The organism is Salisediminibacterium beveridgei (assembly GCF_001721685.1).
GTDB classification, from domain to species: Bacteria; Bacillota; Bacilli; order Bacillales; family Salisediminibacteriaceae; genus Salisediminibacterium; species Salisediminibacterium beveridgei.
This window is the reverse complement of sequence record NZ_CP012502.1, coordinates 3,339,039-3,356,566: the sequence shown is the minus strand read 5'-3', so window position 1 is coordinate 3,356,566 and position 17,528 is coordinate 3,339,039. Positions and strand designations below refer to the sequence as shown.

Sequence of the window (17,528 nt, the reverse complement as noted above, 5' to 3'; positions counted from 1 at the left end):
TGTTTTAGGGGGGATTATATGGACAACGTTATTTTAAGTGCGATAATTTCGGCGTCTGTTGCATTATTAATAGCAATTATTAATCACTTTTTAGTAACTCCTTATAGAGAAAAACAGATACGAAGGAGAGAACAAATAAGCACATTTTACGGGCCTATGTATGGAATAGTTTCCGCGCGTTTAGGCGTTGCAAATGACCTTCCTATAGGTCAAAAACAACTTAACTTGGGGACTATCAAAGATAAAGGCTTTACCGAAAGAGAATATATGGAATCATTTTTATTAAACAATGCCGGGTATGCAACAAATCAATTATTAGAATACGGTCTCTTATATGTTGCAAATATTAACAAATATGATGAATTACTAATATATAATTTTATAACTACTTTAGTTAAAGATTATAACTATCTCAAGAAAAAGACTCATATGGAATATAATAAAGAAGAGTTAAATACAGGTATACCGGAATGCGTAAAACACTTGCGCGAGGTATACCCTAAAGATTTTTAGATATATCAGCATTCTCAGGGGTGCTTTTTTTGTGATATATATGAGTACAGGGGATTAGAGATCTCCAATTCGCCTAAAACTTATTAAGGTGCGTGACCCTCGGTGCAGTAAAGCATTATCGCATCAGGAGTCAGGCACGAGACTACAAGTAATCAGAGTAACCAGGTTGAATCAAACTACCGCTTTAACGGTTTCGGCAGATTGAACCCAGAATATAAGCACAGTTGTTTTTGGCATAATAAAAGTACTATCGGTTTTCGCTTATGGGTGCCTGACCCCCAGCGCAGTGAAGTATTAGAGTATCGGAGGGACAGACACCAAATTATTTTTCGTTCAGGAGCTGAACAAGGAGGGCTAAATGGCATTTTTCATCAGTTTTACGACAGGTGTTGTTTTCTTGCTTTTTGGTTTTGGGGCTCTTTTCTCAAATCCACCGAGATTAAATGGAATCATAAGAAGCATAATGATCATCATGGGTACCGGCTTCATATTATCTTCCGTTTTAACACTGCTTGGTTTAACGGAATAATGGAGTGGCAATTAACTGCTCCTGCAACACGCTATCCATTATTTAAGATTCGAAAGACTGAAGAGCTGTTTAGGATATGATAAGCATGCCGTTCAAGCTCATGGCAACGGGGGTTGCGGGGAGTCTTTTATTCCTTGGGAACGAAATCATTCGAACAGAATAAAAAGAAAAACGGATCTGACGGAATGTGCCCCGCAGATCCGTTTTTGTATGTGGATCATTCTTTGCTTCGGTGATCAGACATCTCTCAGGAATAGTCGATGCGGTGTTCCTCCGCAAACGTTTCGAGCTTCTCAGCGACGTCATTCGGTGTGAAACGGATCACCCTTACCGGCATCCCCTTCACAGGCTTGACGATCGCCGCTTTCTCTCCCCAGCTGCCGCGTTTAAAGGCGATGAAGTCTATCTCTTTTGGCAAGAGGTCACGTGTGTAAATGGGTATCCCCATGAGGTGGACCTGATACGTCAGCTTATGGCTCCTGATTTCAAAACGGTATGTCACGAAGAGTGCCACGAAAAAGACGACCAGGGCAGCGGTCTGAAGATGGATAAACAGTCCTTCATAGGGCGTCGTGATCCTCGTGATGAGCATGAAGAGGAACATGATGGACAGAATCACGCGCGGAGATTTGGCAGTATAGATCATGGATCAATTCTCCTTTTATCGGTTCGTACAGTCATACAGCCAACTTTAGCAGGATACATGGAAAAGAACAAGATCTTTCGGGGAACCCGTCAGGCGCAGTTATGCTCAATTTTTAATAGCCATATCCTGAATCATTCACTTGCTTAAGAAGAAAGGTGCCTGACCCCCTTGCATGAATCATTTGGATGATTTTTGATGCGAAAGCAACTATATCTGTAAAAAAGAGGAGGAGCTTTGTCGTATTTATGAAGCAGATGAAGGATGTAATTGTAATTCGGACTGATAAATAAGATAATGGACATGCGTAACTTTACGTATTTTGCTGGTTTTTATTACAAACAGGAGGATGTATATGGGGAAAATAAATTTGAATCAGTTTGAACAATTAAAACGAAAATTTTACATCTTAATTTTTCCAGTTATTATTTTTTCATCAGCGTTTAGCTATATTTTTTTCCTGGACCCTACAAAAACGTATGATCCGATTTTATTACCTGTTTTAATCATTGCATATTCGGCAGGATGGATTTTACTTATCCTAAATAGGGGATTCAATTTTGTGGAGATTATGAATTTAATTTTAATTGGTGTCTTTCACATTCTCAAATTTCAAGAGGTAGTTGTTGAACGAATTGTTCAAAATCAAGAATTATCTATTGGTGCAGCACCGTTTTGGACACCACTGTTATTTATTTTTATTTTTATTATTCTTATGGATGTAAAGGCATTTGTATATTCCCTTATAATTTGGATTTTTAATTTCAGTCTGTTTTTCATTTATTGGAGCGATCTTCCAATTGGAATTCGAGAACAAGCACTTCATTACAATTTATCAATTTTTGTTTACATTATATTTCTATATTTCTTCAGAAAGATTATACATAATAATGCTCAAAATGAATTATTGACTGAATTAGCTTTTAAAGATGAATTGACAGGTGTCGCAAACCGGAGACAGATCTACGAATGGTTGCATCTTTCATACAAAAACAAAGAGAAACCAGTCTCTGTTATCATGTTAGACATTGATTTTTTTAAAAAGGTGAACGATATTCATGGGCACTTAATTGGCGATAAGGTTTTGATTGAACTGACAAAATTAATCGAGAACGAGTTATCTGATCAATCTTACCTTGGAAGGTGGGGTGGTGAGGAGTTTATTATCTTATCTTATCAAACGAAAGATCAAGCTAAAAAGCTGGCTGAAACAATTCAAGGACAAGTTGAGTCGTATTCATTTATCGATGATCATCCAATCACGATCAGTTTAGGTGTTGAAGAGATGCAACAAGATGATACAGTTGATTCATTGGTTAATCGAGCTGATAAGTTGTTGTACCATGCAAAAGAATCTGGGCGTAATCGGGTATGCAGTGATTTACAGGATTTGATCTATTCATAAAAAAAGGACTTGCTAGTCATCCAAGCCCACTTTTACTTCAGTTATAGCGCTGACAACAACTGCGTGTTGTAGGAAAGGATACTAATAATGTCCGACATTTATTCTATCAATACGTTACAGAATCAGGAAGGTCTTTCAATCAGAAGCAAGGTGCCTGACCCCCGATGCAGTAAAGCATTACCGCATTGTGTGTCCGGCACCGAAATTCAAACAAAATCATGGCATCTAGTACAAGCTGCCTGCCTATCTTGACCTTTGCATATCAAGTTGGGCAGGTATTTTTATGCTTACTTTTTGAATCATTGATCAAATAAATATTTTGCACGAACTTTTGATCGCTGACAGTAGCTGACACTGATCGACGTATACTGAAAAAAAGTCATGTTTGACATGCACAGACAAGATGCAGCCATCATCCGTACTCAAAAAAGGAGGAGTGAAGCATGAAAAGAATTACCCTGTTGACTGCTGTGTCTTTGGTGTCCCTGCTGTTAGTAGCCTGCTCAGAAGAACTTGTTGAGGATGTCCAGGCAGATGATGAAAACATGGAGGTTGTCGAGACTGATCTCCCGGAAGAGGAACCCGAAGAGGAATAGATTGAGCCGAGGGAAATTCCGTTCAGCATGGATCCAACAGTGAGTGTTGAACAGGACATGGTGATGCTAGAGGGAACGACGAATTTGCCCGATGGGTCATTGGTTTCTTTTGAACTGGACCATGAAGAGGATCTGAATGTTTTCGACAATGCGAAAATCGAAGTGGAGGATGGGTCGTTTTATCATGAAGTGGACATCTCGGGTTATCCCGCGGGGCAGGTGCTGATTCAATCGTTTATTCTATTGAATGATCTTCCTGAGGATGATGCACTGTATGACGGTATTTTTATGAAGGATTATGTGTTTGTCGGTGAAGATGTTTCTGAGGATCTGGAGCATGACCGAAAAACGCTTTATTACGATCTAGTCACGTACGAAAAGGAAGAAGTCATTCCGCCTTTTGAAGCGGTAACGTATGCAGGCAGCGGGGATGATTTCTTCCCGATCGAAAAACCCGATGGGATCTTTATATTGCGGATTGATGGAAACAGTGCAAGCAGACATTTCGCCGTCAGAGGATTTGATGATGCAGGGAACGCTACGAAACTGTTCGTCAATACAACGGACAGCTACAGCGGAACGGTCCTCGACTTGGAGGTGCATACGTCCTATCTTGAGGTCAGTGCAGCGGGGGACTGGGAAATTGTCATCGATGACCTTGCAGCTGCATCCATCATGGATGAATCCTATCAGGGTCATGGTGATGATGTTCTCTTGTACCTCGGTTCAAGTGGTGTAGCGAGCATCACAGGAAACAGTGCAGAGCGTCACTTTGCCGTTAAAGCGTATCACTCTGGTGGCCGGGATCTTCTCGTCAACACGACGGACAACTATGCCGGAACCGTCCGCGTTGACAGCAGTTCTTTTATCTTTGAAATTACAGGAACAGGAGATTGGGAAATTGTTATGGAGTAAAGATGTGAGTTGCTTGGTGAAAGTTTATTGTAACTGAATGGAGGTCAAGGTAATGGGAAGTGGGGTCTCACTAAGCTGCCAGCTCTGCGGGTACTCAAGAATGATCACTACAGGAATTGGCATGCATCATTATCATTTCGAGAACTGTCTGGAAAGCTGTACCCCAGCTGCAAGAAAGAAAATCAGGCAGCTCGTGAAAAATCAGGTGCATGACTATCTCTTTGAATATCGTAGCTATGCCTGTGAGGCTTGTGATGAAATCATGGATAAGCCATACATGTATATCAAATACGATGACAACAAGGTCTATGAAACCGCCTTTCGTTGCCAGAACTGCCGAAGCCGGCGTCTGTCCATTGTGGAAGAAGCGGATTTACCGGGTCGTGCATGCCCGAACTGCAAAGAAGGTACTCTGTCTGAAGAGTTATTTATGATGTGGGATTGAACGGGTGCCTTCCTCCGGTATACGTTTCTGACGTGCTTGTCATTTGTATGGGATCCATTGCAATCATTCATGTTGTTTACGGAAATCAGATCAATCGACTGGAGGAGATCGTATGAAAGAAGCAGCCTATCTTTTTTACTTTTTTGCTGTTGTCTCTGCAGGTTTCGGGTTCTATAAATATTGGTACTATGATAACTCGGAGGGCTTTGGTGCTACACCTGTGAACGCTTATGTCGGCGGGGATGCATACAATTATATTATCAACGCCAACTATATGATCGCATTTTTTGTCCTTGCTCTCGTCTTTGTTGTCCTTGCCAATCATTTGTTTAAAATGGCCCTTCTTACATCACAGCCCGCGCCACAGAGTGAGGTGCCGAAAGAGGAGGCTGATACGGAGAACGATGAGGAGGATCGATAGTAGGTCTGGATGAAGTCATTGACCCGGTCTTGTGAAACTTCTTATTTTAAGTTGCCTGACCCCCGGTGCACTAAAGCATTATCGCATTGGGGGTCAGGCACCATTTTTCCCAGATCCATGAAAAGGAAGTGGCAGAAGGTCTGGAAAGAGTGGAGATCCTTTTGGATGATGGAAGATACCAGGCTGTACTGGAAGGTTTGGAAGAGCTATTGGATTACGGTGTCATGAAAAGTGAACTGGATGAAATGATCGATGAGACCCAAGAGACTCTAAAAGCTCAAGAAGATGAAACAAAAGAACGTCTCCAGGCTGCGATCACGGAGTACTATGATGATGTGACAGGGGACACGATTTATGTTCCTGAAGGTCACTCAACGCAATACGTTGACATCGATAGAAATCAAACTAGTTTTTATCCGCGCATCGTGGAATCAGGAAGCATCAGCATGTTTACAATCGTAGCCGGATTCGGTCAGGACGATTGGGTGTTCTTCGATTCGATTATTTTTAACGCGGACGGCGAACGTTTCACATGGGATCTTTCCTATTTTGATCGGCAATCTGAAGTCGGAGGCGGCGTATTTGAATGGTATATTTTAAGCGAGTTAGATATTCCAACGATCATGGATGACCTTGAATTGATCAGCTCAAGTGATGAGGTTCAGGTACGATTCCAAGGCAATGGTTTTCGTGACTACACATTGACAGAGAATGATAAAAATAAGATCCGGGACATGTTTGATTTCTACCACTTGAATGAATTTGAGGGGATTTCTTTTTGATGGTTTTAGATAGAGGATTTTTCAAAAAAATATAATATATTTGATGATATCTATCTCTTTTTCAAAACGGTGTATTTATACTTTGAAATAAATAAGATCGGTTATCATCTTTGTATATAGAGCAAAAGAAGAAATGGAATTTATCTTAAAGGGAGTTGTTTCTATGTTGGATGTTGTTATTGTGATGGGGATTTTTGTTGTCTTACTTGTTTTAGCCGGGCAAATGTTGAAACAGAAGGAGAATGCAAAAGCCTATCACCAAGAGATTAAAGAATTAAAAGAAATGATCTCACAAGCGGATAGAAAAAAAGAGGAGAGGTTTGAAAGCTGGATCCAGGCTTCATCTGAAGAGATGTACAGGATTATGGGGGAGCATTACTTGGGTCTCTCACAGAAGGTGTATGCAGAGTGGGAAGAAAACCTCAGTACGATGAAAGCGCAAGTGAAGAACTTCGTCAACGAACGTCAGATTGAACATGACAGATGGGTTCAGCGTATTAGTGATGAGGATTTGTCGACGCAACAAAAGTTGGAGATGCTAGAAACTGCGATGAACCAGTTCCCTGAATCAAGGGAGTTGCATGAAGCATACGATCAAACGCTTCAGCCTTATTTGAAGGATTCGAGTAAGGAGATTCGTATGCGGACTGCGAGAAAATTGAACCAAGCAAGCAGGACATTGCTCGATTATTGTTCGATCGACGAATGGGACTATGCAGTAAAACGGTATAATGAGAATCTGCGAACGGGGAACTTATTGATGAAGAGTCATGTGGAAGAAAAGCTTGCAAGTGAACGAAAGAAGCTGGATCAGCTTGAATCAGCCGTCACAAGGCTATCGCGTGAACCTGATAATCAGAGCCTCATAGATGAGATCGAAACCATTGAAGGCAGCTTGGATCAAAAAACAATCGAACGGGATCCAGTATTATTGAAACGACTGCGAGAGATAACCGGGGACATCGTTGGTCATTTCACCAGAGGTAATGAAAATGAAGAACATCAAGTGAAGGACTACAATAAAAGAGCCATCACTTCGTTCCGGGAAGCGTCTGTTACGTTTAGAAATAATGAGAAAACTTTTAAGGGAGGTTCAGGCCTTGTCTCGCTTACTGAAAAAATGGGTGGCTGGGATATGAATGTTCTTCACCCGGAAGTTCAGGCCTATTATCAGGCAGTTTATCAGGAGATATTCGGAAAATTGGATCCTGAAGTAAAGCCAAAATTCACTGAACGAATGTTGAATACCCAGGATAAGGTAGTGTAATCGTATGATGAATGCTAATAGGCAGATAAGTAGTCCTGGATTCCATTCGTCGAACAGGAGTGGTGAAGCCGTCGCGGCAACAACTTTAGGTGCCGGCTGGATGAGTGACAAAATCTATGATCAAAGAGAACTCGATTATTTGGCGTACGAGGAGGAGACTGTAGAATCCTTTGAAATCATGGAAGACAAACTCAATCATACATCTGACATCACATCGATGGATTACGCCCGAAGCCGCGGCGTTTCAGATGAGTATTCGTCACTGTCCTTTTTTGCGGAGGATAGTGTCAATGCGCCTGAAGAGGTTTTTCAATATGTCGATGACGACGGCAATATTGTGACGTTTACAGAAGAGGAGCGTCAAATGGTTCAAGGTTATGAACGGGGAGATACTTATCCTATAGATGGTCTTGAAGGGCATCACATTGAGACTGTCAGGGATAACCCGGATAACTTAGCCCTTGCTGCTGACCAGGATAATGTTGTTCTTGCAACGGAACAAGGTCATCTTATGCATCTGCATGATGGTAACTCTCATAATCCGACACACGAACGTTACGATGGGTTATTTCAAAACAATGAAGATCGTTTGGAAATCACGCTGCAGCATAACCAAGACGAGATCATGCTGTCCACATTTCAAGAGGGTATGATCACGGCTGGGGGTGCTGCAGTAATTTTCACAGTATTGTATGCATCGATTCAAGGATACAAGTTGAGGAAAGATCCACGTCCTTGGACGCAGAAACGTCTGACATATATCAAAGAAACCGTCGGAATTGCTGTGATCAGTGGCGGGTTGGCTGGTGTCGGTTTTCTTAGTAAGAAGGGGCTGGAAGAGGCTCTGATTCCAGTGGGTGAGATGCTTCAGGGATCGATGATGGAACATATGGCGGATATCTTGGTCATTAACGGTGTGTTTCTCACTATGACGATGACATCTGCTGCAATAAAGTATTGGCGGGATCGGAAAAATGGGCTGACGGCAGAGGAAGCTGGACAGAGATTGAAGCAAACTGCGGTGACCGGAGCAGCTGAAGGGGCTGTTTTTGTGTCTCTGGGATTTGGTGTTGATGCTCTGGGAAGCTTTGCTACTGATACATTAATCGATGCACTGATCCCGGACCCGACGGGACTGGTAATTGTCGGCCGGATCACATACAGTGCCTCAAAATTCGGCAAGAAGTGGTGGGATTCTGACAAACATAAACAAAGTATTCGAAAATGTACGGATGTAAGAATCATGTATCAAGAAAAGCGCGCACTTGAGGCAATAAGATAAGTGGTTTAGGGGTAAACTGCCTGACCACGGGTGTTATTGTTAAGTCGTTACGGGACAGGTCCGAATAAGGAAGGAATCAAAAAATGAATAAAGTGGGCATTTGATTAGAATTGATCGTGAGGCCTGCCCTAGTGAAGTGAAAAATCTTCCGACAGGCGCACGATCTTTTTTAGATCATAAAATAGATAACGGTAAGTAAGCCAGATAAATTGACGCCCCCGAGAATAGAAATGAGCCAGCGGTTAAGCTTTATCTCTGATTTCATTTTTCCATTACTCAAAATTAATTCTTCGTGAAAATCTATTAATTTTTTTTGTTCTTGTTCCACAATAGATAGGCTTTCAGGCAAACTTTCGTATTTAATAAACTCTTTTTCTTGAAGGTCCACGATTCTTGAAGAACTCATTTGAATTGTGTTCAAAATTTCTTGTTGAGTATTTTCTAATTGATCCTGAATTAAATTCAGATGCTTATTCAATTCAGCCGATTGTTTGTTGGTGGTTGATGTAATTTCTGTAGATACTTCAGTTAAATTGTTTTTGATTTCTTCATGAAGGTCATTTATGTTACCTGATATTTTATCATCAGTATTTTCAATGATATCCTCAAATTCGATGATAATATTGCTAACCTGTTTTTTCAGTTTCATGAAGTCCTTCGCAAGTTTACTATTTTGATTTGATAGCTCATCGGCATTTTCATTCAAATGTTCTTTCATATTTTTAAAGTACACTTCATCATTTATTCTTTTTATTGCAGTTATAGCTTCATTATATTTTTCGGTTTTCTGTTGATTCAAGTTTAATCAGCCCCTCACCTTGAAGCATTAATAAATTTAATTTATATTTTGTCACCCAGAGTTCTATTGCATTTTCTAATGGCTGAATTAAATCCCTCGTTAACCTATCATATTCCTCTAACCAAGAAGTTATTAAGTGTTGATCCAGGGAATCGAGCCACATTTTATCTTCTTGCCATTCCTTTTCAATTTCAGAAATATCATTTTTTAGTTCGTCTATTTTAGTTTCAAGTAATTCTTTTTCGTATTTCAACTTACTAATCTTTTTTTCAACACTGGAAATGATCCAATTATTTTTTGCAATCTTTATTTGTAATATTTGATGTGTGGATTTCTGATATTCTGACCAAGCACTCTCCAGAAAATTGAGTGATGTATAATATTCTCTTAATAGATGTAGGAGTATTTTTCTTCTTTTATTTTTTGCATTCGATGCTAGATTCCGCCACCAAGAATATGAAGATTTTGGATCTATGTTTATTTCGTATTTTATGTCAAATGGTTCATGATATTTGTTTATAGTCATTATTTTTTGAGCCTCAATCTGTTTATAATTAATGAAACTGGATAATATCATGTTAAGTTGGTGCAAAATGTCATCAGAAAGATCTAAATCAAAGGTTTTTTCTATTTTTTCTAGTTCTATATTTAAAGATTTTGTCAATGCAGAAAAATCGGCAATAGAAATGAGATTTAAACCGGAACGGAATAGGCGTTCAGCAAATAAAAATGACTCTTCTTTGTTTTCGTCATCCTGAGTAGTTAGATTGAAAATGTATTCACTTTTCAACTCATCGAGTTCGTCACAATTAAAATCAATAAAAGTGAAATTATTTAACAGATCATTCATCTCAATCATTTTAGAGTTTTCTGATTGTAACTCATCAATTAATGCATTATTTTTTTTAACAGTGTTATTTTTCGGTGTAATTTTATTGCATATTTTAGAAACTTCTATTTTTTTGGTCTGAATATCTTTTTCTTCTTTTTGAATCATTTTGTACTTACTATTTCTCATATTAGTGATTTGGGCTTCAATTGTTCCGCTTGCATAAAGACTATTAGCTAAAGTGAAGTAAAAATCATTGAGCCATGATAGAACATCAGATGCACTGTAAACATCTGATGTTGATAGCTGAAGAAACGAATCTCCAAATTCCAAAGGATATACATTATCAATTGGAATGCCCAATTCACTAACTTCATTTAGATTATGGTTTGTGTATTCCAACATGTCTTCCTTGGATTGGATGGATCCATTTGAAACCTTATCCATAACAGATTGATCAGAAAAAGACCGCGTTAGGACAACCCGATATTTCTCCGGGGTATCCTTCCAATTTGAAAACCGACTGAAGCTATCGCTTTGAAGATGAACCATCTGATTAAATATTTCCATAATGATTACTACATCACAACTTCCGAGTTGTTCATTTAAAAGTCTTTCTACATATCTTTTTTCTCTACTTTCTCGGGTATCAAAACCAGGAAGATCAATTAACTGAAAATTTTTTGAAGATTCTATAAGTACAGGATTAGTAATGTATTCATTTGAAACATGCAGTTCATAAGTGTGGCTTTGTTTTAGCTGTTTGTGATTTGAATCATTTTCGATTTTATTTCTTAATTCCCCTAGATATTCGCTTAGTTCATTTAATGAATTGAACGTCATGATTGTATCCGTTTGAAGATCAATTACTTTAAACAGCCTATCGTTCGATCGTTTATAAATGAAGGTAGTAATTGTCGATGACTTTCCTAGAGGCCTTCCAGCCCTCAGCGCATTAGAAAGCTCTTTTATCTTATTAGCACCAACTCCAAGTAAAGTCAGTATAAAAGTTGTTTTTCCTACTTGAGTGGGTCCATATAATCCGATTCTCACTTCATTTTTTACCAGATTTATCGGTTGAAATCTTTTGAATCCAGAATTGAACGATTTAATAGCCTCAACGACCCATCGCTCATGATCAGCGATTTGATTCAAATAATAGTTTTTCATTCTTAACCTCTTTTGCGAAAGATTGAGCATTGGATTTCAGTTCATTTGAAATGTAAACAATTCTTTTCATCGAATTGTAATCAGGATCGTTGCTGGTTCTTTTGTGTTGTAAATCAATATACCTTTGTTCAATGGTTTTGAAGATGTCCTTATAGATATTCATAATCCCCTCAATGTAATCTTCAGTCACAACATCGAATAATTCTTCGCCTTTTTGCGCAAGGTCAACTTTTTTTGCATTTAGTTTCACTGTTTGCAAATGAAGTGTTTCAATAGTTTTTAAGGTTATTAAACCTGCACCAATCCAACCTAATAAAGCTTTCGCTGAGATGGAAATACCGACAGTCTCTAATGCAGCGGACGCATTTCCTAATAATGTCATATTGCCGTCTACTGCAGCATCAACACCAAGAACTACAGGGATTCCTTTAAGTACAGAACGAGTTAAGAAGATGTTTGATATTGCATTTAATTCAAAACTATTTATCTTTTTCTTTGTTTGGTCTGCCACTTTTTCAATGTCTTTGAATTCATCCAAATTACCACTTTTATGCCCGAATTCATTATACTGTTGATTTGATGTTTCAATCAATTCACTTGATGAAATCATTTGTCTAGCAAGAGCTGTCCCCATAATTGTAAGTGTTGCAAGGTCTTTGTCATTTAATTCTATCGGTGCTACTTCATTCCAATCGAAGTAGTTGTTTATGTGGTCTAAATGGTTTATATAGATATTATTTTCGTCGAATGTTTCTTCATCCAAAATATCCGAAGAATCCATTGTATCTTTGTTTAGTGAAGAGAAACTGATTAAAGTGCTGTGTTTACCTGAATCAGATTGAATTGCTCCGAAGTATTGATTTTCTAATTGGATGATTGCTGATGTTGAATTTACGTGTAATTTTTTTTCGATATTTTGAACTTTAATGTTACTGGCCCAAATATCTTTAATTTTTTCCTCATATATCATGGAATTTTCTAATGCGTCGGAGTTGAAAAAAGATTTCAATGATTTCATTTTTGTTTCAGATTCATTGACATATTTTTTATACTCTTGTTTCGCATTTTGTTTTACTGGATTCAAGTCATTTTTTAATTGTTTTTGAATATCGTCTAAGACTTTTTTATTTTTTGTCTGTAAAGAAATTAATGTTCTATCTTTTCTCATATCTTTTAGCAACGTTTCTAATTCTTTGTTTTTAATGTCCTCATTGATCCACAAATTTACTTCGTTAATATTTTTTCTAATTTCTTTAGAAATAGTTTCTAATTGTTGGTGTTTTCTTTTTAATAATCCAGCATTCCCGTCATTAAAAGAGTCCACTTTCTCGATAAACTCTTGAATCCAAGCATCACGGTCAGATCCTTTACAAATCAGTTGATCTTTTTTGATGTTTAATTCTTCAATCAAAGTATTCATTATTTCCGAATTTGTTTCCGGATTGATGTCACTGAAAGACATAACTACCAGAGGATTTATATCTGAATACTCATTTTGAATTTTCTCTATCATATCTGAATTTCTTTGATTTGCAGTCATATCTTTTCGGATAAGGAGGATAGCTCTGTCAGACATATTTAAAATATATTGCAGCATTTCTTGGGAGAGATGATTGCTGTTTTCACTCTCAAAACCAGGCAACAATACGATGGATTTATTTTCATCCATTGTGTATTTGAATGGAACTTCAAATTCAAACCATAATGTTTTAAGAGAAGGGGACATACTTTTATTATGCAAATCGTTATGAGAAATAGCTATTTTTTCAAGCGAATAGCCATCATTATGTAAGCGAATTTCATAAGCTTGTTCTTCTTCAAGGTTTTTTCTCTCGGTTAATAAGATAGGTTTTACTTCTCCTCTGCCTGGGTTTTCAGGTAAAGCATTCGATTCAAAGCCATAAAGCTGATTGATGAATGTTGTTTTTCCACTGCCCTGAAGACCAGTAATGGTTACGAAGCTCCTTTCAAAACTATTTCTCATAAATACCAATAGGTTATGAATTTTTTTTAATTCACTAATTGTTTCACTTTGATCCTCATCTGCTAATTTTGATGCTCCTAATGCGTCAATCTCGAATAACAAATCTCTTAAATTTTTGTATAAGTCATTGCTCAACGTTTGAATCTTAATTGATTCCATTTTCATCCCCCTAAATTGAATTATTCCCCTACTATTTTAACATAAATTTCAATAATTCACTTTGAGTATTAATGACATTTTTCAGTATTTTCTAACGTCTTACTCTAGGTAAGCGATTGTTTTTTTGTTTGATAAATTTTTTTACATAGAATTTAAAAGGAATCTGTTTTTTTATGGATGCATTGTGCTAGAATGTTTTCTATATTCAGTCAATTTAAAGAGAGAGGGGAGAGATTGGAATGGAAACAGTAGAAAGTTGGATTAATGCGGCGAGCGGTTTCGTGTGGGGGCTGCCGCTCATTATTTTGCTCGTGGGGACAGGGTTATACTTAACGATTCGGTTGACGTTCTTTTCATTCCAACAGCTCCCTTACGCCCTGAAGCTCGTCTTTACGAAAGGCGATAAGGTATCGAAAGGGGACATCACCCATTTCCAGGCCTTGATGACGGCGCTTGCGGCAACGGTCGGGACCGGGAATATCGCCGGTGTGGCTTCAGCCGTGGCTGTCGGGGGTCCCGGGGCGGTCCTGTGGATGTGGATTACCGCGTTCGTCGGGATGGCGACGAAATACGGAGAAGCGATATTGGGCGTCAAATACCGGGTTCAAAATGAACAAGGTGAAATGTCGGGAGGACCGATGTATTACATTGAAAAAGGGCTCGGCATGAAATGGCTGGCGGTCATCTTCGCAAGCTTTGCAGCCGTCGCTGCTTTCGGGATCGGCAATATGGTCCAGTCCCATGAAGCAGCGGGTGTGGCCAATTAGAACTTCGGCATTCCCGTCTGGGTGACAGGTCTTGTGCTGTCGGTTCTCGTCGGTCTCGTGATTATCGGCGGGATCCGCAGCATCGGTAAAGTCGTCGGGGTCGTCGTACCGGTGATGATTGTCTTTTACGTCGGGGCCGGCCTACTGATTGTCCTGATGAACGTAACCGACGTGCCGGCTGCTTTCGCGCTGATTTTCACGGACGCCTTTACCGGTCAGGCGATGGCCGGCGGGGCAGTCGGTGCCGTCATACAGCAGGGCGTGGCCCGGGGGATCTTCTCCAACGAGGCCGGGCTCGGTACCGGCGGGATTGCCGCGGCAGCTGCCAAGACCGATGTGCCTGCCCGCCAGGCGCTGGTCTCAATGACGCAGGTCTTCATCGATACGATCATCGTCTGTACGATTACCGGTCTCGCCCTTGTCATGAGTCAGATGTATTTGCGGGCGGATGAATTCGACAGTTCCGCGCAGCTGACTTCCGCGGCGTTTGAGCAGTACTTGCCGGGTGTCGGCGGGATCATCGTCGCCGTTGCCCTGTTGTTCTTCGTCTTTTCGACGATTGTCGGCTGGTCGTACTTCGGGGAGAAATGCTTCACGTATCTCCTTGGTGGCAAAGTATCGATGCCGTACCGGTTCTTGTTCGTCGTCATGCTCTTTGTCGGCTCCGTCGTGTCCCTTGACGTCGTGTGGGGCTTTGCGGACGTGATGAACGGGTTAATGGCGTTCCCGAACCTGGTGGCGCTCTTACTCCTCTCCGGGGTGATCGTGAACGAAACGAAGAAGTTCAAACAAAAACGCATTGAAGAAAAGCAGGCTTCCTAAACTGAAGCCCATGATACAAGCGCCTGCCCCGGATCGTCGTTGGATGACCGGGGGCAGGCGCTTTTTATGTGCGTCACTTTATTTGTGATAGCCAAAGACCTTGTCGTACCGGTGTCACCCGGTTTGCGGCGGGTTCCCGGTACCTGAACTCCTGCACCGTAAAGGATCACCGCACCGGGGATCAGGTCCAATCGTACGTCTTTTACATGAGGGTGGATTCACATCGAGTCTGGCGAGTCTTTACACTATTACTGATTGGTTTAGCTGTGGTACAGTTTATAGAATCGATTCGTATGCGAAATACAGTCTAATAAAAGGAGCTGTTTTGTCGGGTGAAAAAAATCATGATCAAAGTCAATGTCATCGTGATGGTGTTACTGGTACTTCCTGCAGTGACGAGCTATGCGCATGTGAAATGGTTCACCGATACCGAACCGGTGCGGGCGCCGATTGAAGAGATTATCAGTCCGCTGTTTATCACGCTAGCCATTTTGACCGCCATCTTATTAGCATTATTACCTGGACTGATTCCGAAAACCATGAACATTGCATTTTTAAAAAAAGCAGACGAGAAACTGTCTACGTTCAGGCCATACACATTCCCGATTATTAAATACGGGGCAGCCATCGCCATCTTTGTGCAAATCATCACCGGTGGGCTGTTTGCACCGGAGTTACTGGCTCCGGGCGATGTCATCGTGTTCTTGCCGTGGCTCGCGGTCATTCTCCTGCTCATTCCTCACACCTATGCCACCAGAAGCGCAGGGGTGATTCTCCTGATCTTGTTTGCGATGACGACATGGGAATATGGCATTTTCCACATGCTGGATTACGCGTTTTATCTGGCCGTTTTCTTTATATTGCTGTTTAAAGGGACGAAGCTGGATCAGTGGAGTTTCCCGTTTTTGTACTTGGCCACCGGGCTGTCCCTATGCTGGGTTGCCGTCGAGAAATTGGTTTATCCGACCATGGCAACGGATGTGATATTGAATCATAACGTTCCTACATTTGGATTCTCACCTGAAATCTTTGTTGTCCTGACGGCGTTTATTGAATTCGTCGTCGGCTATCTGCTCGTCGTTGGCATACTCAACCGCCTACTTGCCCTGGTGCTGACGCTGATTTTCGTTTCCACAACGATGCTGTTTGGCATGACCGAAATCATTGGGCATTTCATGATCCATATGATTTTGATCACGTTTATCATTGAAGGTGTGTCCTTCTACCGACCGCCGATCGATATGCACCATACCCGTCTTGAAAAAATCGTGTTTATTTTTCTGAACTTTTTGTTTGTCTTAGCGACGATTCTGTTAATCTATTACCGGTTCGCCTGATGAGCATGACAAAGGGGCTGAAAAGCCTTCGTTACACTATCGCATCATACGTTTATCAAACGTAAACTTTCCCATAAAATAAAAAGACTCCGGATCCTGTTCCTGGATCCGGAGTCTTGCTGATCACACATTCAGTTAATCAAGTGAAATGCGTTTGGCTGTTTTGGGCTGATCATCAGATTTTGGGACGGTGATCGTCAACACCCCATCCTCGAATGAGCCTTTAATGTCATTCTCATCAATGTCGCCGACGTGAAAACTGCGCTGGAACGATCCTGAAGAACGTTCTTTGCGGACGAAGTTGCGGTCTTTTTCCTCGGTTTCACGGGTGGTTTCGTGCTGCCCGTGGATGGTGAGATAGCCTTGATCGTATTCGACCACGACATCTTCTTTTTTGAAGCCGGGCAGATCCGCTTCAATGCGGTAATGATCGCCCTTGTCTTCCACATCCACGCGCGGCAGACCGCTGTCATTCAATAGGTTGCCGTTAAACAGCTCACTGAATGTGTCACGATCGAAAAGGCTTGGAAACATGCTGTTGTCCGGTAAGAATGGGTTTGACGAACGGTTCTTTCTTGGAAATAAGTTAGTCATCGCACATCCCTCCTGAAAAACAGTATGAATATCCTTTTCAGTAATGGATTTACCACATGAAAAAAGCCGTTAAACCTATGGATTGATAAAAAGGCGACGGTTTTTACCAGGAAGACTTCGGAACGTTCGACTGTACTCGAAAATAATGAATAGATAAAAAATTTACGACTATACTCGAAAAACTTTTTAATTCAAAGAGTTTTTCAGGTATAGACTTTATCTGTGGGATCAAAAAATAAGCACCTGTCCCCGGTTTTGGCATGTTAACC

The 17,528-nt window shown here is 40.4% G+C and carries 16 protein-coding genes and 1 pseudogene; 12 read left to right on the top strand and 5 right to left on the bottom strand.

Going from position 1 to position 17,528, the window contains the following annotated elements; all coding sequences use genetic code 11:
- Positions 1 to 18: 18 nt before the first annotated feature.
- Together BBEV_RS15830 and BBEV_RS17480 are read left to right on the top strand one after the other, a co-directional pair.
- Positions 19 to 513 (top strand): hypothetical protein, encoded by a 495-nt coding sequence (locus BBEV_RS15830; protein ID WP_069366346.1) that lies wholly within the window; start codon positions 19 to 21, stop codon positions 511 to 513.
- 358 nt (positions 514 to 871) lie between these two features.
- Positions 872 to 1,042 (top strand): hypothetical protein, encoded by a 171-nt coding sequence (locus BBEV_RS17480; RefSeq protein ID WP_157101017.1) that lies wholly within the window; start codon positions 872 to 874, stop codon positions 1,040 to 1,042.
- Between the two features lie 247 nt (positions 1,043 to 1,289).
- Here BBEV_RS17480 and BBEV_RS15820 read toward each other — a convergent pair whose 3' ends face one another.
- The gene (locus BBEV_RS15820) at positions 1,290 to 1,688 is read right to left on the bottom strand and encodes a hypothetical protein (RefSeq protein ID WP_069366344.1); all 399 of its coding nucleotides are present in this window, start codon (positions 1,686 to 1,688) and stop codon (positions 1,290 to 1,292) included.
- A 352-nt stretch (positions 1,689 to 2,040) separates the two neighbouring features.
- On the opposite strand from BBEV_RS15820, the gene BBEV_RS17255 reads away from it, so the two are divergent.
- From BBEV_RS17255 to BBEV_RS15785, 8 genes are all read left to right on the top strand, one after another.
- Positions 2,041 to 3,090, top strand: coding sequence for a GGDEF domain-containing protein (locus BBEV_RS17255; RefSeq protein ID WP_198155027.1), 1,050 nt, complete (start codon positions 2,041 to 2,043; stop codon positions 3,088 to 3,090).
- 443 nt (positions 3,091 to 3,533) lie between these two features.
- Entirely contained in the window at positions 3,534 to 3,686 is a 153-nt protein-coding gene (locus BBEV_RS17475) for a hypothetical protein (RefSeq protein WP_157101016.1), read from the top strand.
- A gap of 27 nt (positions 3,687 to 3,713) precedes the next feature.
- Positions 3,714 to 4,601: a hypothetical protein gene (locus BBEV_RS15810; RefSeq protein WP_069366343.1), complete on the top strand. Its 888-nt coding sequence runs from the start codon at positions 3,714 to 3,716 to the stop codon at positions 4,599 to 4,601.
- 100 nt (positions 4,602 to 4,701) lie between these two features.
- Positions 4,702 to 5,046 (top strand): hypothetical protein, encoded by a 345-nt coding sequence (locus BBEV_RS15805; protein WP_157101015.1) that lies wholly within the window; start codon positions 4,702 to 4,704, stop codon positions 5,044 to 5,046.
- Between the two features lie 112 nt (positions 5,047 to 5,158).
- Entirely contained in the window at positions 5,159 to 5,467 is a 309-nt protein-coding gene (locus BBEV_RS15800; protein WP_069366341.1) for a hypothetical protein, read from the top strand.
- 128 nt (positions 5,468 to 5,595) lie between these two features.
- Entirely contained in the window at positions 5,596 to 6,249 is a 654-nt protein-coding gene (locus tag BBEV_RS15795) for a hypothetical protein (protein WP_198155026.1), read from the top strand.
- Between the two features lie 163 nt (positions 6,250 to 6,412).
- On the top strand, positions 6,413 to 7,516 hold the full coding sequence (locus tag BBEV_RS15790; protein ID WP_069366339.1) for a hypothetical protein: 1,104 nt from the start codon (positions 6,413 to 6,415) through the stop codon (positions 7,514 to 7,516).
- Positions 7,517 to 7,616: 100 nt separating this feature from the next.
- Positions 7,617 to 8,798, top strand: coding sequence for a hypothetical protein (locus tag BBEV_RS15785; RefSeq protein WP_069366338.1), 1,182 nt, complete (start codon positions 7,617 to 7,619; stop codon positions 8,796 to 8,798).
- A 169-nt stretch (positions 8,799 to 8,967) separates the two neighbouring features.
- Here the strand turns inward: BBEV_RS15785 and BBEV_RS15780 are convergent, their stop codons facing one another.
- The 3 genes from BBEV_RS15780 to BBEV_RS15770 are packed head-to-tail and all read right to left on the bottom strand — an operon-like array spanning position 8,968 to position 13,739.
- Positions 8,968 to 9,597, bottom strand: a complete 630-nt coding sequence (locus tag BBEV_RS15780; protein WP_069366337.1) for a hypothetical protein — start codon at positions 9,595 to 9,597, stop codon at positions 8,968 to 8,970.
- Positions 9,569 to 11,596: a hypothetical protein gene (locus tag BBEV_RS15775; RefSeq protein WP_069366336.1), complete on the bottom strand. Its 2,028-nt coding sequence runs from the start codon at positions 11,594 to 11,596 to the stop codon at positions 9,569 to 9,571. Before BBEV_RS15775 ends, BBEV_RS15780 begins: the two co-directional genes overlap by 29 nt.
- The gene (locus BBEV_RS15770; protein WP_069366335.1) at positions 11,565 to 13,739 is read right to left on the bottom strand and encodes a dynamin family protein; all 2,175 of its coding nucleotides are present in this window, start codon (positions 13,737 to 13,739) and stop codon (positions 11,565 to 11,567) included. Before BBEV_RS15770 ends, BBEV_RS15775 begins: the two co-directional genes overlap by 32 nt.
- Before the next feature lie 239 nt (positions 13,740 to 13,978).
- Between BBEV_RS15770 and BBEV_RS15765 the strand changes: the two are divergent.
- Positions 13,979 to 15,328, top strand: a pseudogene (locus BBEV_RS15765) (alanine/glycine:cation symporter family protein).
- A 344-nt stretch (positions 15,329 to 15,672) separates the two neighbouring features.
- Entirely contained in the window at positions 15,673 to 16,665 is a 993-nt protein-coding gene (locus BBEV_RS15760; RefSeq protein WP_157101012.1) for a DoxX family membrane protein, read from the top strand.
- A 135-nt stretch (positions 16,666 to 16,800) separates the two neighbouring features.
- Here the strand turns inward: BBEV_RS15760 and BBEV_RS15755 are convergent, their stop codons facing one another.
- Entirely contained in the window at positions 16,801 to 17,259 is a 459-nt protein-coding gene (locus tag BBEV_RS15755; protein WP_069366333.1) for an Hsp20/alpha crystallin family protein, read from the bottom strand.
- Positions 17,260 to 17,528 lie beyond the last annotated feature (269 nt).

What these genes read in the sequence shown, in the direction of transcription:
- BBEV_RS15830 (WP_069366346.1), top strand. Translation starts at nt 19, where the DNA reads ATGGACAACGTTATTTTAAGTGCGATAATTTCGGCGTCTGTTGCATTA.
- BBEV_RS17480 (WP_157101017.1), top strand. Translation starts at nt 872, where the DNA reads ATGGCATTTTTCATCAGTTTTACGACAGGTGTTGTTTTCTTGCTTTTT.
- BBEV_RS15820 (WP_069366344.1), bottom strand. Translation starts at nt 1,688, where the DNA reads ATGATCTATACTGCCAAATCTCCGCGCGTGATTCTGTCCATCATGTTC.
- BBEV_RS17255 (WP_198155027.1), top strand. Translation starts at nt 2,041, where the DNA reads ATGGGGAAAATAAATTTGAATCAGTTTGAACAATTAAAACGAAAATTT.
- BBEV_RS17475 (WP_157101016.1), top strand. Translation starts at nt 3,534, where the DNA reads ATGAAAAGAATTACCCTGTTGACTGCTGTGTCTTTGGTGTCCCTGCTG.
- BBEV_RS15810 (WP_069366343.1), top strand. Translation starts at nt 3,714, where the DNA reads ATGGATCCAACAGTGAGTGTTGAACAGGACATGGTGATGCTAGAGGGA.
- BBEV_RS15805 (WP_157101015.1), top strand. Translation starts at nt 4,702, where the DNA reads ATGATCACTACAGGAATTGGCATGCATCATTATCATTTCGAGAACTGT.
- BBEV_RS15800 (WP_069366341.1), top strand. Translation starts at nt 5,159, where the DNA reads ATGAAAGAAGCAGCCTATCTTTTTTACTTTTTTGCTGTTGTCTCTGCA.
- BBEV_RS15790 (WP_069366339.1), top strand. Translation starts at nt 6,413, where the DNA reads ATGTTGGATGTTGTTATTGTGATGGGGATTTTTGTTGTCTTACTTGTT.
- BBEV_RS15785 (WP_069366338.1), top strand. Translation starts at nt 7,617, where the DNA reads ATGAGTGACAAAATCTATGATCAAAGAGAACTCGATTATTTGGCGTAC.
- BBEV_RS15775 (WP_069366336.1), bottom strand. Translation starts at nt 11,596, where the DNA reads ATGAAAAACTATTATTTGAATCAAATCGCTGATCATGAGCGATGGGTC.
- BBEV_RS15770 (WP_069366335.1), bottom strand. Translation starts at nt 13,739, where the DNA reads ATGGAATCAATTAAGATTCAAACGTTGAGCAATGACTTATACAAAAAT.
- BBEV_RS15760 (WP_157101012.1), top strand. Translation starts at nt 15,673, where the DNA reads ATGATCAAAGTCAATGTCATCGTGATGGTGTTACTGGTACTTCCTGCA.
- BBEV_RS15755 (WP_069366333.1), bottom strand. Translation starts at nt 17,259, where the DNA reads ATGACTAACTTATTTCCAAGAAAGAACCGTTCGTCAAACCCATTCTTA.